This is a genomic window from Microbacterium sp. SA156 (assembly GCF_049065455.1).
Classification (GTDB): Bacteria; Actinomycetota; Actinomycetes; order Actinomycetales; family Microbacteriaceae; genus Microbacterium; species Microbacterium barkeri.
In genome coordinates, this window is sequence record NZ_JBAKGU010000008.1 from 1 (window position 1) to 14,388 (window position 14,388).

The 14,388-nt window shown below is 72.5% G+C and carries 16 protein-coding genes and 1 pseudogene; 13 read left to right on the forward strand and 4 right to left on the reverse strand.

Going from position 1 to position 14,388, the window contains the following annotated elements; translation table 11 throughout:
- Both ACOWU6_RS08980 and ACOWU6_RS08985 read right to left on the reverse strand, forming a co-directional pair.
- Nucleotides 1-275, reverse strand: a pseudogene (locus ACOWU6_RS08980) (hypothetical protein); the annotation flags it as partial.
- The gene (locus ACOWU6_RS08985) at nucleotides 272-682 is read right to left on the reverse strand and encodes a DUF4383 domain-containing protein (RefSeq protein ID WP_271171741.1); all 411 of its coding nucleotides are present in this window, start codon (nucleotides 680-682) and stop codon (nucleotides 272-274) included. The gene ACOWU6_RS08985 and the pseudogene ACOWU6_RS08980, both read right to left, overlap by 4 nt.
- Before the next feature lie 129 nt (nucleotides 683-811).
- On the opposite strand from ACOWU6_RS08985, the gene ACOWU6_RS08990 reads away from it, so the two are divergent.
- Nucleotides 812-1,714 (forward strand): tyrosine recombinase XerC, encoded by a 903-nt coding sequence (locus ACOWU6_RS08990; RefSeq protein ID WP_421075466.1) that lies wholly within the window; start codon nucleotides 812-814, stop codon nucleotides 1,712-1,714.
- A 28-nt stretch (nucleotides 1,715-1,742) separates the two neighbouring features.
- Here the strand turns inward: ACOWU6_RS08990 and ACOWU6_RS08995 are convergent, their stop codons facing one another.
- A complete protein-coding gene (locus ACOWU6_RS08995; RefSeq protein WP_282977642.1) occupies nucleotides 1,743-2,273 on the reverse strand; it encodes a murein hydrolase activator EnvC family protein in 531 nt (176 codons plus the stop codon).
- 308 nt (nucleotides 2,274-2,581) lie between these two features.
- Between ACOWU6_RS08995 and rpsB the strand changes: the two genes are divergently transcribed.
- From rpsB to ACOWU6_RS09040, 9 genes are all read left to right on the forward strand, one after another.
- Nucleotides 2,582-3,409 carry a 30S ribosomal protein S2 gene (rpsB, locus tag ACOWU6_RS09000; protein WP_282977643.1) on the forward strand — a complete coding sequence of 276 codons (828 nt, stop codon included), beginning with the start codon at nucleotides 2,582-2,584 and terminating at the stop codon, nucleotides 3,407-3,409.
- Nucleotides 3,410-3,486: 77 nt separating this feature from the next.
- Nucleotides 3,487-4,314 (forward strand): translation elongation factor Ts, encoded by an 828-nt coding sequence (gene tsf, locus ACOWU6_RS09005; protein ID WP_282977645.1) that lies wholly within the window; start codon nucleotides 3,487-3,489, stop codon nucleotides 4,312-4,314.
- Nucleotides 4,315-4,456: 142 nt separating this feature from the next.
- On the forward strand, nucleotides 4,457-5,170 hold the full coding sequence (gene pyrH, locus ACOWU6_RS09010) for a UMP kinase (protein ID WP_271171746.1): 714 nt from the start codon (nucleotides 4,457-4,459) through the stop codon (nucleotides 5,168-5,170).
- 65 nt (nucleotides 5,171-5,235) lie between these two features.
- A complete protein-coding gene (frr, locus tag ACOWU6_RS09015) occupies nucleotides 5,236-5,790 on the forward strand; it encodes a ribosome recycling factor (protein ID WP_271171747.1) in 555 nt (184 codons plus the stop codon).
- A 7-nt stretch (nucleotides 5,791-5,797) separates the two neighbouring features.
- On the forward strand, nucleotides 5,798-6,787 hold the full coding sequence (locus tag ACOWU6_RS09020) for a phosphatidate cytidylyltransferase (RefSeq protein WP_271171748.1): 990 nt from the start codon (nucleotides 5,798-5,800) through the stop codon (nucleotides 6,785-6,787).
- Nucleotides 6,784-7,344, forward strand: a complete 561-nt coding sequence (locus ACOWU6_RS09025) for a DivIVA domain-containing protein (protein ID WP_282977647.1) — start codon at nucleotides 6,784-6,786, stop codon at nucleotides 7,342-7,344. Before ACOWU6_RS09020 ends, ACOWU6_RS09025 begins: the two co-directional genes overlap by 4 nt.
- Before the next feature lie 56 nt (nucleotides 7,345-7,400).
- Nucleotides 7,401-8,135: a phage tail tip lysozyme gene (locus ACOWU6_RS09030; RefSeq protein ID WP_421075467.1), complete on the forward strand. Its 735-nt coding sequence runs from the start codon at nucleotides 7,401-7,403 to the stop codon at nucleotides 8,133-8,135.
- Between the two features lie 3 nt (nucleotides 8,136-8,138).
- Nucleotides 8,139-8,423: a hypothetical protein gene (locus tag ACOWU6_RS09035; RefSeq protein ID WP_271171751.1), complete on the forward strand. Its 285-nt coding sequence runs from the start codon at nucleotides 8,139-8,141 to the stop codon at nucleotides 8,421-8,423.
- Nucleotides 8,424-8,433: 10 nt separating this feature from the next.
- Nucleotides 8,434-9,147, forward strand: coding sequence for an alpha/beta hydrolase (locus tag ACOWU6_RS09040; protein WP_271171752.1), 714 nt, complete (start codon nucleotides 8,434-8,436; stop codon nucleotides 9,145-9,147).
- Here ACOWU6_RS09040 and ACOWU6_RS09045 read toward each other — a convergent pair whose 3' ends face one another.
- Entirely contained in the window at nucleotides 9,148-10,197 is a 1,050-nt protein-coding gene (locus ACOWU6_RS09045; protein WP_421075468.1) for an AI-2E family transporter, read from the reverse strand.
- Nucleotides 10,198-10,374: 177 nt separating this feature from the next.
- Between ACOWU6_RS09045 and ACOWU6_RS09050 the strand changes: the two genes are divergently transcribed.
- Genes ACOWU6_RS09050 through ACOWU6_RS09060 form a run of 3 tightly spaced genes read left to right on the forward strand, consistent with a single transcriptional unit; the run spans nucleotide 10,375 to nucleotide 14,379 of the window.
- Nucleotides 10,375-12,192 (forward strand): glycosyl transferase, encoded by a 1,818-nt coding sequence (locus ACOWU6_RS09050; protein WP_421075469.1) that lies wholly within the window; start codon nucleotides 10,375-10,377, stop codon nucleotides 12,190-12,192.
- A gap of 38 nt (nucleotides 12,193-12,230) precedes the next feature.
- Nucleotides 12,231-13,172, forward strand: a complete 942-nt coding sequence (locus ACOWU6_RS09055; RefSeq protein ID WP_271171755.1) for a tetratricopeptide repeat protein — start codon at nucleotides 12,231-12,233, stop codon at nucleotides 13,170-13,172.
- Between the two features lie 13 nt (nucleotides 13,173-13,185).
- Entirely contained in the window at nucleotides 13,186-14,379 is a 1,194-nt protein-coding gene (locus ACOWU6_RS09060; RefSeq protein ID WP_421075470.1) for a cysteine desulfurase family protein, read from the forward strand.
- Nucleotides 14,380-14,388: the final 9 nt, after the last annotated feature.

The window sequence follows — 14,388 nt, forward strand, 5'->3', positions numbered from 1 at the left end:
AGGAGCGCGATCGCGACGGCCATCGGAGCGGGACCCATCCCGCCCGCGACGCCGATCACCGTCGTCAGGAGGGCGAGGGCGAGCGAGCCGCCGAGCGCCGCGCGCGACGCGACGATGCGCCCGGCACGCAGGGCGGCCGCGCCCCAGCCCAGCTCGGCGACTCCGGCGGCGCACAGGAGAGCCAGCAGCCACCAGGGGGACCCCGCGGCGACGGCGAGATGGGCCAGGCCCGCCCCGCACGCGGCGAGGGCGGGCCAGGTGCCGGTGAACGTCACGCGATCGACTCCCGCCCCACGGACCGCTCGGCGCCGAGCCCCACCGCGAGGAGCACGAGAGCGCTCGCGAGGTGCAGGACGTGGTCTGCGGTGTTGAGCGCGAGGATGTTCAGAGCCGTGCCGGCGAGGAAGAAGCCCGCGATCCCGAGGAGGAGGTACGCGGCGCCGACGGTCGCGTTCACGGCCCTCGCCGCACGGACCCCCGCCATCCCGGCCGCGACGAGCGCGGCGCCGATCGCGAGGTGCGCGATGTTGTGGAGCGGATTCACCTGGAAGATCCCGAGCAGCAGCCCGCCCTCCGTGGCGAGGAATCCGACGCCGCCCGTCACGGCGAAGCCGAGCAGCCCGACGAGGACGTACACGGCTCCGAAGACGGTGGCGACGATCCGATTGACTGAGGTGCGCATGAGTTTGCTCCGTTCTGGCACGGTCCATCCGTGTCGATCTCTCTTCGGAGCCGCCGCCGATCCGGATGGGCGGCGTGCGAACCGGCGCGGCGCGCCCGGTCCCCGCGCGGGCCGGGGCACCATCGGAGGATGCAGCTGCTCCGCGCGATCGACGCGTTCGGCGCGCATCTCGAGACGGTGCGGCGCCTCTCGCCCGCGACCGTCCGCGCCTACCGAGCCGACCTCGCCGATCTCGCCGATGCGGTCGGCGATCGCGATCTCGCCGACGTCGACCTCGACGCGCTGCGCGACTGGCTGTGGCGCGCGACGCAGCGCGGCGACGCGCGCTCGACCGTCGCCCGGCGCACGTCGTCGGCGCGCGCGCTCTTCCGCTGGGCTCGCGAGGAGGGCCTCATCGAGGTGGACCCGAGCCTGCGCCTGGTCACGCCGAAGCGCGGCCGGACCCTGCCGCACGTCGCCGCGGCACCTGCCCTCGATGACCTCCTGCGCCGGATGGCCGCGGCAGCGGCCGACGGCGACCCGCTCGCGCTGCGCGACCACGCGCTCATCGAGCTCCTCTACGGCGCGGGCGTGCGGGTCTCGGAGCTGTGCGGCCTCGATGTCGACGACGTCGATCTCGATCGCGCCACGGCGCGCGTCGTCGGCAAGGGCGCCAAGGAGCGTGTCGTGCCGTTCGGAGCGCCGGCCGCGCGCGCGATCGGCGCGTACCTCACGCGCGGGCGCCCGGCGCTGGCCGCGCGCGGAGATGGAGCAGGCGCCGCGCTCTTCCTCGGCGCACGCGGTCGGCGCGTGGGGCCGCGCACGGTCTACGAGCTCGTCGCCCGCACCGTCGCGCCCGCGATGGGCGTCGAGACGGTGGGGCCGCACGCCCTGCGGCATTCCGCCGCGACGCACCTCCTGGATGGCGGCGCCGACCTCCGCGCGGTGCAGGAGATCCTCGGTCACGCGAGTCTCGGCACGACCCAGATCTACACGCACGTCTCTTCCGAGCGCCTCGCGGCGGCCTACCGCCTCGCGCATCCGCGCGCCTGACGCGCGATCGCCCGGAGGCGAGCCGCGCTCAGCAGCAGGGGAGGAGCACCGCCCGGGGAACCCCGCCGAGCAGGAGGAGCGGGTTGATGTACTCGCCGTGGAGGCGCACCCCGAAATGCACCGCGCCGGGCGCGGCGTGGCCGCCCGACGCGAGCGCGCCGATCTCCTGCCCGCGGGAGACCGCGTCGCCCACGGCGAGCTCGGTCGTCGCGGGCTCGAGCGTCGTGACGAGCCCGTCGCCGTGGTCGATCGTCAGGAGCGGCCGGTCGACCACGACCCCCGCGAACGCGATCACTCCCGACGCCGGGGCGCGCAGGGGCGCGGCATCGGCCGCGAGGTCGATGCCGCGGTGCCCCGGACCGTAGCGGTGCGGCGGCGCCTCGAAGGGGCGGACGATCCGGACGTCCTGGCTCACGGGCCACACCCACTGCTCGGCGGTCTCGATGCGGACCTCGGTGTCGGCCGGTGCCGCGGACGGCGCATGCGCCGCCGCGGGAGCCGCGCCGGCGCACACGAGTGCGACCAGGAGGACGAGGACGGAGCGGGCTGTGCGCTGCATGTCCTCAGCCTCGGCGCGCGCGGCGGCCCGCTTCGCTCGAATGCGCGGCGGGGGACGAGGGAGCCGCGTGTCGCGCGCCTGTGCACGCGCCGTGGGGGAGACGAGCGCCTGGTATGCTGGGGGATGCATCCCGTCTCGGGATGACTACGCGTGCCCTCAGCGACCTCGTCTCCGGACGATCGTCGTGGCGCGACTCCCCTCGGTCCCTTCTCGAAGGGTGGGAGTGCGTCGGGCACCAGGCTCGCCGATCGTCCGATCGGCGGAATCAACCGCATGGCGCGCGAGCGCCCAGATCAAGGAGCACGACCATGGCCGTCGTCACCATCCGCCAGCTGCTCGACAGCGGCGTCCACTTCGGACACCAGACCCGTCGCTGGAACCCGAAGGTCAAGCGCTTCATCCTCACGGAGCGCAGCGGCATCCACATCATCGACCTCCAGCAGTCGCTCGGCTACATCGACAAGGCCTACGACTTCGTCAAGGAGACCGTCGCGCGCGGCGGCACCATCCTCTTCGTCGGCACGAAGAAGCAGGCGCAGGAGGTGCTCGCCGAGCAGGCGACCCGCGTGGGCCAGCCCTACGTCAACGAGCGCTGGCTCGGCGGTCTGCTCACCAACTTCTCGACCGTGTCGAAGCGCCTCGCGCGCATGAAGGAGCTCGAGGAGCTCGACTTCGACGACCCGGCCGGCACGGGCTTCACCAAGAAGGAGCTCCTCCTCAAGCGCCGCGAGCTCGACAAGCTCCACAAGTCGCTCGGCGGCATCCGCAACCTCAGCAAGACGCCGTCGGCCCTGTGGGTCGTCGACGCCAAGCGCGAGCACCTCGCGATCGACGAGGCCAAGAAGCTCGGCATCCCCGTCATCGGCATCCTCGACACGAACGTCGACCCCGACGACCTGCAGTACCCGATCCCGGGCAACGACGACGCCATCCGCTCGGTCTCGCTGCTGACGCGCATCATCGCCGACGCCGCCGCCGAGGGCCTCCAGCAGAAGCACAACCCCGAGGGCGAGGCCGAGCCTCTCGCCGAGTGGGAGCGCGAGCTCCTCGAGCAGGGCTCGACCGAGGCGCCCGCCGAGGTCGCGGAGGCTCCCGCCGCCGAGGCCGCGCCGGCCGAGGCTCCCGCAGCGGAGTAATGCTCGACGAGGCGGGCCCCACCGGGCCCGCCTCGCTCAGGTCACCGTTCCACCACGAACAAGGAGAGCCAGCACCCATGGCCAACTTCAGCATCGCCGACATCAAGGCTCTGCGCGAGCAGCTCGGCACCGGCATGGTCGACACCAAGAAGGCGCTCGAGGAGGCTGACGGCGACGTCGAGAAGGCCGTCGAGATCCTCCGCCTCAAGGGCGCCAAGGGCAACGCGAAGCGCGCCGACCGCGCGACGAGCGAGGGCCTCGTGGTCGCCCGCGAGCAGGGCGGCAAGGCGACGCTCGTCGAGCTCGCGTGCGAGACCGACTTCGTCGCGAAGAACGACCGCTTCATCGCGCTCGCCGACAAGGTCGCCGACGCCGCCGCCGCGGCCGCCGCCGACTCGGTCGAGGAGGCTCTCGCGGCCACCGCGGGCGACCAGACGGTCGAGCAGCTCATCTCCGATGAGGCCGCGATCATCGGCGAGAAGGTCGAGCTCCGCCGCGTCCGCACCCTCGAGGGCGACGCGTTCCAGGTCTACCTGCACCGCACGAGCAAGGACCTGCCCCCGCAGGTCGGCGTCATCGTCGCGTACACGGGCGACGACGCGGAGACGGCGCGCAGCATCGCGCAGCACATCTCCTTCGCGAACCCGTCCTACCTCTCGCGCGACGAGGTCCCCGCGGCCGACGTCGAGAAGGAGCGCGAGATCGTCACTGAGATCTCCCGCAACGAGGGCAAGCCCGAGGCCGCCCTCCCGAAGATCGTCGAGGGACGCGTGAACGCGTTCTTCAAGCAGGTCGCGCTGCTCGACCAGGACTACGCGAAGGACAACAAGCTGTCCGTCGCGAAGGTCGCGCAGGACGCCGGCATCACGATCACGGGCTTCGCGCGCTTCAAGGTGGGCGCGTAACGACGTGACGGAAGGGGGCTCGGATCCGCGGATCCGAGCCCCCTTTCTCTGCGCGCGGAGGTCGACACGCGACATCCGCGTGCCTCCACAGGGAGCTGCCGCCTGCGACCGGTAGCGTGTATCGGCGACGAGAGGATCCACAGTGAGCGAAGTGACCAAGCGGCGGGTGCTGCTGAAGCTGTCCGGCGAGGCGTTCGGGGGAGGGCAGCTCGGGGTCAACCCGGATGTCGTCAGCCAGATCGCGCGCGAGATCGCGGAGGCGTCACAGGACGTCGAGGTCGCGGTCGTCGTCGGCGGAGGCAACTTCTTCCGCGGCGCTGAGCTCTCCAAGAGCGGCATGGACCGGGCGCGCGCCGACTACATGGGCATGCTCGGGACGGTCATGAACGCCCTCGCCCTGCAGGACTTCCTCGAGCAGGCGGGCGCCGCCACGCGCGTGCAGTCCGCGATCGAGATGCGCCAGGTCGCCGAGCCGTACATCCCGCTGCGCGCGGAGCGCCACCTCGAGAAGGGCCGCGTCGTCATCTTCGGCGCGGGCGCCGGCCTGCCCTACTTCTCGACCGACACGGTCGCCGCGCAGCGGGCCCTCGAGATCCGCGCGACCGAGGTGCTCGTCGCGAAGAACGGCGTCGACGGCGTCTACACGGCCGATCCGCGCACGGACGCGACGGCGACGCGACTCGACCACGTCACCTACTCGGACGCCCTCATGCGCGGCCTCAAGGTCGTCGACGCGACGGCCTTCAGCCTCTGCATGGACAACGGGATGAACATGCGCGTGTTCGGCATGGAGCCCGCCGGCAACGTCACGGCCGCCCTGCGCGGCGAGCCCATCGGCACGCTCGTCACGGCGTGACCTCGCCGGGCGCCGGCACGGCGCCCACTAGACTTTTCCCAGCACCACCGACGAATGGAGTCACCGTGATCGCGGACGTTCTTGCCGATGCCACTGCCCGGATGGATCGGGCCGTCGAGGCGGCGAAGGAGGACTTCGCGACCGTGCGGACCGGCCGCGCGAACCCGCAGCTCTTCCAGCGCATCCTCGTCGACTACTACGGCACGCCCACGCCGCTCCAGCAGCTCGCGTCGCTCGCGAACCCCGAGGCGCGCACGCTCATCGTCACGCCCTACGACAAGTCGGCCCTCAAGGCGATCGAGGACGCGATCCGCGAGATGCCGAACCTCGGCGCCAACCCGACGAACGACGGCAACATCGTGCGCATCACGATGCCGGAGCTCACGCAGGAGCGCCGCAAGGAGTTCGTCAAGATCGTGCGCACGAAGGGCGAGGACGCCAAGGTCCGCCTGCGCGGCATCCGCCGTCAGGTGAAGGACGACCTCGACGCGCTCCGCGACGAGATCGGCGAGGACGACATCGTGCGCGGCGAGAAGGAGCTCGACGCCATCACCAAGGCGCACGTGGACAAGATCGACGAGGCGCTGAAGCACAAAGAGGCAGAGCTCCTCGAGGTCTGACCTGGCGATGACGGACGTCCCCGGATCGGAGCCCCCGAGCGAGCCGCGCGGCGAGCAGGGCACGTTCCACGAGCGCGTGCACGCGGCGCGCGGCGAGTTCGAGCATCAGGTCGCGCATGCGCGCGAGCAGTTCGAGGAGAAGAACGAGCGCATCAAGCAGCGCACGGGGCGCGACCTCATCGCGGCGATCCTCGTCGGCGTCGCAGCGGGCGCGGCGGTCGTCGTCTCGCTGCTCGTCGTGAAGTGGCTCTTCGCCGTCGTCGCGCTGCTCGTGTCGGTGCTCGGCGTGCACGAGCTGTGGCGCGCGCTGCGCGACGGCGGCCGGCGCATCGACCTCGCTCCGCAGCTCGCGGCGGTCGTCCTCATCCTCGCCGCCGGCTACTTCGCCGACCTCTGGCTCCACTGGGTCGCCCTTTTCGCCGCCATGGCGCTCATCGTCGTGTGGCGCCTCCTCGCGCAGATGACGGCGCAGGACGGCCGCACGCCGCAGGACGTGCTGGCCGACGTGCTCGTCGGGGCATTCGTGCCGCTGTACGTCCCGTTCCTCGCGAGCCTCGCGCTCGTGCTCCTCCGCGAGGACCGCGGCGAGTGGTGGATCCTCGCGTTCCTCATCGTCGCGGTGGTCGCCGACACCGCGGCGTACGCATCCGGACTCGCGTTCGGCCGCCATCCGATGGCCCCGCGCATCAGCCCGAAGAAGACCTGGGAGGGATTCGCGGGCGCTGCCCTGGGTGCGCTCGTGGCGGGCGCGCTCCTCGCGCAGTTCATGCTGGGGATCCCGTGGTGGGCCGGTCTCGTCTTCGGCGCGGTCATCCTCTGCACGGCGACCGCGGGTGATCTCGGCGAGTCGATGATCAAGCGCGATCTGGGCATCAAGGACATGTCGTCCGCGCTCCCCGGCCACGGCGGAGTGCTCGACCGGCTCGACAGCATCCTGCCGTCGGCGGTGGCGACGCTCGCCCTGCACTTCCTCCTCTCACCTCTGGCGGTATCGTGACGGACTCCTCGACCACCCTGCCGTTCCCCCTCGCGACGGGCCGCGAGAAGGGCTACCAGCGCGACGCGGTGGATGCCTTCCTCGCTCGCGCCCGTGCCGCCTTCGAGCAGCAGGGGGACGACGAGCTCGATGCCGAGCAGGTGCGCTCGGCGGCCTTCCCGCTCGTGCGCGGCGGATACCGGATCTCCGCGGTCGATGCGGCCCTCGCCCGAGTCGAGGACGCGTTCGCCGCTCGGGAGCGCGAGCGCGCCGTCAGGACGGAGGGCGCCGACGCCTGGGTCGAGCGCACCCGCCGCGAGGCGCAGGTGGTGCTGGACCGACTCCAGCGGCCCGAGGGGGAGCGCTTCGCGCGCGTCGGCCTCCTGCGGTACGGATACGCCCGCTCCGAGGTCGACCTCGTGGCCGATCGCATCGTCGCCTACCTCGCGCAGGGCGCCCCGCTCACGGTCGAGCAGATCCGCCAGACGGCGTTCCGGATGACGCGCGACGGCTACCGCGAGGAGCAGGTCGACGCGGTCCTGGACGCGGTCATCGAGATCATGCTCGCCGTGCGCTGACCACCCGGGGGCCGGGTATGTCACAGTCGCATAACACACGCTAGACTCGAGGAACTGTGACTTCCGGACCCGAGCAGACCCGAGCCCTCACGCGCCGCGAGGCGCGCGCCATCGCGACCCAGCACGCGGCGCTCCTGCAGACGTCGACGCACGAGCGCACGCCCCGCCGTCGCGTGATGTCGGTGCTCGCGGGGCTCGCGGCCTTCGGCCTCCTGGGCGGCACGATCGTCACGACCGGCGCCTCGATGGCGCAGGCCGAGCAGGCGACCGAGGGGATGTCGTCGTTCGCCACGGCAGCCGACGAGGCGCAGGTCTACATCGCCGCGGCGGACCTCGCGCACGCGGGCAGCCTCGACTTCGGCGCCTACGAGGTGTACGTCAAGCCGACCCCCACGCCGACGCCCACCCCCGAGGTCGCGGAGGTCCCCGAGGGCGGCCAGCAGGCCCCTCAGCAGGAGAGCTGGGCCGCGCCGTTCGTCGCACCCGACCCCGGCACCGCGCAGGCGATCGCCTACGAGATGGTGACCGGCCGCGGCTGGAACGACAGCGAGTTCGCCTGCCTCGTCGCGCTCTGGAACCGCGAGTCGGGGTGGAACGTGAGCGCGTACAACCCGTCCAGCGGCGCCTACGGCATCCCGCAGTCGCTCCCGGGCAGCAAGATGGCGAGCCACGGCGCCGACTGGCAGACGAATCCCGCGACGCAGATCGCGTGGGGGCTGGACTACATCGGCGGCCGCTACGGCACGCCCTGCGGCGCGTGGGGGCACTCCGAGTCGGTCGGCTGGTACTGAGCCGTGCCGCGGTCGAACCGCCGCCGGCGCGACAGCGGCGGCGACGCCTCGCTCGACCGCCTCATCGCCGGCTGGCGTCGCACGGAGTTCCGGCGCGGGCACGAGTGGTCGGTGCAGCCGGTCGGTCCCGGCCGCTCGGAGAAGACGTACGCCTGCCCCGGCTGCGCGAACCTCATCGAGATCGGCGCCGCGCACGTCGTGGTGTGGCGCGAGGACGGCGTCCTCGGCCCCCAGGCGGATCTCGCGGCGCGCCGTCACTGGCACACCCACTGCTGGAAGCTGTTCTGAGGAGGACCGGATGGAGATCCGCGGAGCCGCCCTGCTGCCCGCGCGCCGCGAGGACATCGAGCTGCGCACGTCCGACGGGCTGACGCTCGTCGGCGAGCTCGCGACGCCGCTCGAGCGCGAGCCGGTCGCGACCCTCGTCACGCTCCACCCGCTGCCCACGGCGGGCGGCTTCATGGACTCGCACATCATCCGGAAGGCCGCAGCGCGCCTCCCCGCGCTCGCGGACCTCGCTGTCCTGCGCTTCAACACACGAGGGACGACGTCCCCGCGCGGTACGAGCGAGGGGGCCTTCGGAGACGGCGTCGCGGAGGCGGCCGACCTCGCGGCCGCCATGGACCTCGTCGCAGAGCGCGGTCTTCCCCGCCCCTGGCTTCTCGGATGGTCCTTCGGGACCGAGGTCGCGCTCAAGCACGGCCGTCCGCATCCGATCGAGGGCGCCATCCTGCTCTCCCCGCCGCTGCACCGGGCCGGGGACGACGACCTGCGCGCCTGGCAGGGCGACCCCCGGCCGCTCGTCGCGCTCATCCCCGAGTTCGACGACTACCTCCGCCCCGCGGAGGCCGCCGAGCGCTTCGCGCTCATCCCGCACCTCCGGCTCGTGCCCGTCGAGGGCGGCAAGCACCTGTGGGTGGGTGAGAAGCAGACCGCGCGCGTGCTGAACGAGATCGTCGAGGTCGTGAATCCCGCCGCGGCCCCCCTGCCGACGGAGTGGCCCGACGCCTGATCAGCGCGCGTTCATGCGCGGGATGAGCACCTGCCGGTAGATGATCAGCACGCTCGCGGCCACCGGGATCGCGATGAGCGCGCCGAGGAGGCCCAGCAGCGCGCCGCCCGCGAGCGCCGCGATCACGACGACGCCGCCGGGGACGGAGACCGCCCGGCTCATGATGCGGGGAGACAGGACGTACGCCTCGATCTGCATGTACACGAGGTAGTAGACGGCGGCGATGATCGCCGTCGTGGGGGAGCCGAGTCCGGGGATCAGACAGGTGAGAGCGATGATCGTCGAGCCCGAGATCGTGCCGACGAGCGGGATCATCGAGCCCAGGAAAGCGACGACCGCGAGGACGGTCGGGTAGGGGGCGTCGATGATCGTGAGGAAGATCGCGCTGAGCACGCCGTTGATCGCGGCGAGCGTGATCTGGCCCATGACGTAGTAGCCGACCGAGTCGGTGATCTGCTCGGCGATGTTCGTGAAGCCCTCGCGCTTCGACGCGGGCACCATGCGGTAGAGGGCCGACTTGAGCGACGGGGTCGACGCCGTGAGGTAGATCGTCAGGATGAGCACGATGAACGCGCCGAAGAGACCCTGGACGACATTGAGCGTGACGCCCACGACGCCTTCGCTGATCGTGTCGATGTTGCTCGTGAGCCAGTCGTTCACGAAGTCGAGGACGGTGTCGATCTCGAGCGTCGGGAAGGTCACGAGCGACCACTCGCGCAGATCGTCGAGGAAGGTCCCGCGGTTGACGATGAGCGTGATCTGGCCCACCAGCTGCCCGATCTGATCGACGAGCACCGGCAGGATGATCAGGACGATCCCGGTGAAGAGCCCGAGGACGGCGAGGATCGCGATCGTGACGGCCAGCCAGCGCGGGAGGCGGCGGCGCTCGAGCCACGAGACCACGGGGTCGAGGCCGAGCGAGATGAACAGCGCCGTCCCCACGTAGAGGATGATCGTCGAGAGCGACTGCAGGCCCTCGATGAGCAGCAGCCCCAGGCCGACGCCGAGCGTCGCGACGAGCGCGAGCCGGAACGGGTTGTGGATCTTCATACGCGCCCTTCTCCCGGCCGACGGCTGCGCGCCGCGGGCCTCTCGCCAGGATAGGGGTGCGTCGGCGCCGCGCCCGAGAGCGACCTGCTCGTGGGCGCCTTTCAGTTCGATTCGCTAACCTGAGCAGTCGGATGTCGAGACCCGCCGCCCTCGCGCGGGTCGGCGAGGAGTCATTTCGTGCGTTTCGTGTGGGCGGTTCTGGCCTTCGTGCTCGCGGCGGCGTCGTTCGGCGCCGGACTGGCGCAGCGCACCGTGTTCCTGGGCCCCGAGTCCGCCGAGCAGACCGTCTCGGTCGACGAGGAGCTGCCGTACCTCGTGATCGACGGCGACGCGTTCGCGCTGCGCCCCGGCGCGCAGACCCTCACGGTCCGGGGAGAGGGCCCCCTCTACACGGCCTACGGCCGCACCGCCGATCTCGAGGCGTGGCTCTCGGACCAGCGCTACAACCGCGTGAGCGCCGGCGACGGCGACGAGCTCGTGACGAGCGTCGTCGAGCCGGAGGTCGAGCCCACCGACGGCACCGAGGGGCGGAACCCGCAGGGATCCGACCTCTGGATCGAGGAGCAGACCGCCGAGGACGAGATCGTCCGGACGGATCAGCTCCCCGAGGGGATGAGCATGCTCGTCGCGGTCGACGGCAGCCAGCCGGCGCCGTCGGACGTGTCGATCGTGTGGCCGCTCGACCAGAAGACCCCCTGGTTCGGGCCGCTCATGGTCCTCGGCGGCATCTTCCTGGTGACGGGCCTCGTGCTGTACATCCTGGCGCTGCGCCACACCCGACGCCGGCGCGGCCCCATCCGCAAGGGCCCGGCCCTTCCTCCTGCCGAGGGAGACGACGACGGCGCATCGAAGGGCGTCATCTCGACGTCGCGCCGCGGTCGGCGGGCGCTCGTCGCCGTGCCCGCACTCGGCCTCTCCGTCGGCCTGCTCGCAGGGTGCACGGCAGACTCGTGGCCCGAGCTCGGCGGCGCCCCGACGCCGACCCCGACCCCGACGGCGACCGCCACGCTCGCGCCCGATCAGCAGCCGTCCTCCCTCACCGAGGCCCAGGCCGACCGCATTGTCGGCGAGATCTCGGAGACCGTCGCCGCGGCCGACGAGAGCCTCGACATCGACCTCGCCTCGCACCGCCTCTCGGGCCTCGCGCTCGAGACGCGCGAGGTCAACTACCGGCTCCGCGCCGAGATCGAGGACTACCCGCAGGCGGTCTCGATCCCGACCGGCCCCGCGAGCATCGTCCTGCCGCAGGCCGTCGAGGGATGGCCGCGGACGGCGCTGCTCATCGTCGCCGACGAGGACGACACGACGGTCGCCCCCACGATCCTCTCGATGACGCAGGACGACCCGTGGTCGCGCTACCGGGTCACCTACCTCGCCAACCTCGAGGCGGCGGCCGAGACGCCGCAGCTCGCGCCCGCGTGGCTGGGTGCCGCGCTCGTCGCCCCCGACTCGCCGTTCCTCGCGCTGGCGCCCGATCAGGTGGCGGCGGCCTACGCCGACATCATCGGCCGCGGCGAGGAGAGCGAGTACGCCGATCTCTTCGACATCTCGAACGACGGCTTCCTGACCGCCGTGGCCGAGAAGCGCCAGGCGACGATCGACAGCTTCAACGAGACCGGCGCCGAGACGGGCACGATCGAGTACGCGCAGGGGGCGAACCCGACGCCTCCGATCGCGCTGGCCACGCTCGACAGCGGCGCGATCGTCGCGGTCGGCGTCGACGAGACCGAGACCGTCCGCCCGACGAACGAGGACGCCGTCATCCGCTTCGAGGATGACGCGGCCCTCTCCTTCCTCACGGGGGAGACCGAGTCGCCCACGGGCGTCGAGACGCGCTACACCGATCAGCTCTTCTTCTTCGTGCCCGCGCAGGGGTCGGACGAGCGGATCCGCCTGCTCGGCTACACGTCCGCCATCCAGTCGGCCGAGCTCCTGCCCGAGCCCGAGGACGCCGAGGCCTCGGAGGGCGACGCCGACGCCCCGGAAGGCGAATAGGCTCGAAGTCTCCCCATCCCCGTCTCGGAAGGTGATCCATGAGTGACGTCGCCCCCGGCGCCGTGCTGCGCGGCGCTGTCGACCTGTCGACGCTGAAGAACCGCCCGGCCGCGCCCGCGTCGCCCCCGGCGGGCGGAGCGCCCGGCGCGCCGGCGCCGGCGCTCGTCTTCGATGTCACCGACGCGACCTTCGGCGAGGTCCTCGAGCTCTCCCAGCGCGTGCCGGTCGTCGTCGACCTGTGGGCCGAGTGGTGCGGCCCCTGCAAGCAGCTGAGCCCCGTTCTCGAGAAGGTCGTCGTCGAGCACGGCGGCCGGCTCGTCCTCGCGAAGGTCGACGTCGACGCGAACCCGCAGCTCTCGCAGGCGTTCCGCGCGCAGTCGATCCCGATGGTCGTCGCCCTGGTCGCCGGACAGCCCGTCCCGCTGTTCACCGGCGCCGTCCCGGAGGAGCAGGTGCGCCAGGTGTTCGCGCAGCTGCTGCAGCTCGCGGCGCAGAACGGGGTCACCGGGACGGTCCCCGTGCCGTCCGACGGCGATGCGCCGGCGGACGAGGCGGCCGCGCCCGCCCTGCCGCCGCTCCACCAGGAGGCGTTCGACGCGATCGAGGCGGGCGACTACACCCGCGCCGCCGACGCCTACGAGCGCGCGCTCAAGGAGAACCCGCGCGACGCGGAGGCCTCGGCCGGCCTCGCGCAGGTGCGGCTGCTGCACCGGATCCAGGGCGTCGACCTCCACGCGGCGCGCGCAGCCGCCGCCGCGGCGCCGGAGGACGTCGATGCCCAGCTCCTCGTGGCGGACCTCGACGTCGCGGGCGGGCACGTCGACGACGCCTTCGACCGGCTGCTGGACCTCTTCGCAGCGCTCCCGTCCGATCGGCGCGCCCCCGTGCAGGAGCGCCTCGTGGAGCTCTTCGGCGTCATCGGAGCCACCGACGCGCGGGTCGTCCGCGCGCGCGGGCGCCTGAGCTCGCTGCTGTTCTGACCGCGCGGTCGCTGTGAGCTCGTACCTCGACCACGCCGCGACCACGCCGCTGCGTCCCGAGGCGCGCGAGGCGTGGATCGAGGCGAGTGCGCTCGTGGGCAACGCGTCATCCGTGCACGGCGCGGGGCAGCGCGCGCGACGCGCGCTCGAGGACGCTCGCGAGCGCATCGCGCGCGCACTCGGATGCGAGCCGATCGAGGTCGTCCTGACCTCGGGCGGGACCGAGTCCGTCAACCTCGCCCTCAAGGGCCTCTGGTGGGCGCGCGCGGAGGGGCGCGACGTGATCGTGCTGCCAGACGGAGAGCACCACGCCGTGCTCGACACGGTGGACTGGCTTCGACGCGTCGAGGGCGCCGAGGTCGCGCCGGTCCCGATCGACGACCGTGCGCGCATCGATCCCGCGGCCTTCGCGCGCGTCGCCGCCGATCCGCGCGTCGCGCTCGCGACCGCGCTCGTCGCGAACAACGAGACGGGAACCGTGCAGGATGCGCCCGCCCTGAGCGCGGGCGCGGCGGAGGCGGGCGTGCCCCTTCACCTCGACGCGGTCGCCGCGCTCGGGCACCTCCCGGTCGACTTCCGCGCGTGGCGCGGTTCCGTCGACGGCGCGCGCGGACTGGTCGCGCTGAGCGTCTCCGGCCACAAGGTGGGAGCGCCGGTCGGCACAGGCGCGCTCGTCGTCTCGCGCGCGGCTGCGCCGCACGCTCTGCTCCACGGCGGCGGGCAGCAGCGCGCGCTGCGCTCGGGGACCCAGGACGTCGCGGGCGCCGCGGCCCTCGCGGTCGCCGTGGAGCTCGCGGAGCGCGAGCGCGAGACCGAGACCATCCGGATGGAGAGGCTACGCGCCCGCGTCGTCGGCCGCCTGCGGACCGAGCTCCCGGAGGCGGTGGTGCTGGGAGATGAGGAGCACCAACTTCCCTCCACCCTCCATCTCCTGCTCCCCGGCGCGGCCGGGGAGTCGATGCTCTTCCTGCTCGACCAGGTGGGGATCGCCGTCTCGACGGGGTCGGCGTGCCAGGCGGGCGTCAGCGAGCCCTCGCACGTGGTGCTCGCGACGGGCCGCACCGAGCAGGAGGCGCGGCAGGTCCTGCGCATCTCGTTCGGGCGCACCTCCGTCGAGGCCGACGCGGAGGCGATCGCGACGGCGCTGCCCGCGGCGTACCGCCGCCTCGTCGCACGCTCTGGCCCCTCCTCAGGCGGGCGCTCGTAGACTGGAGGG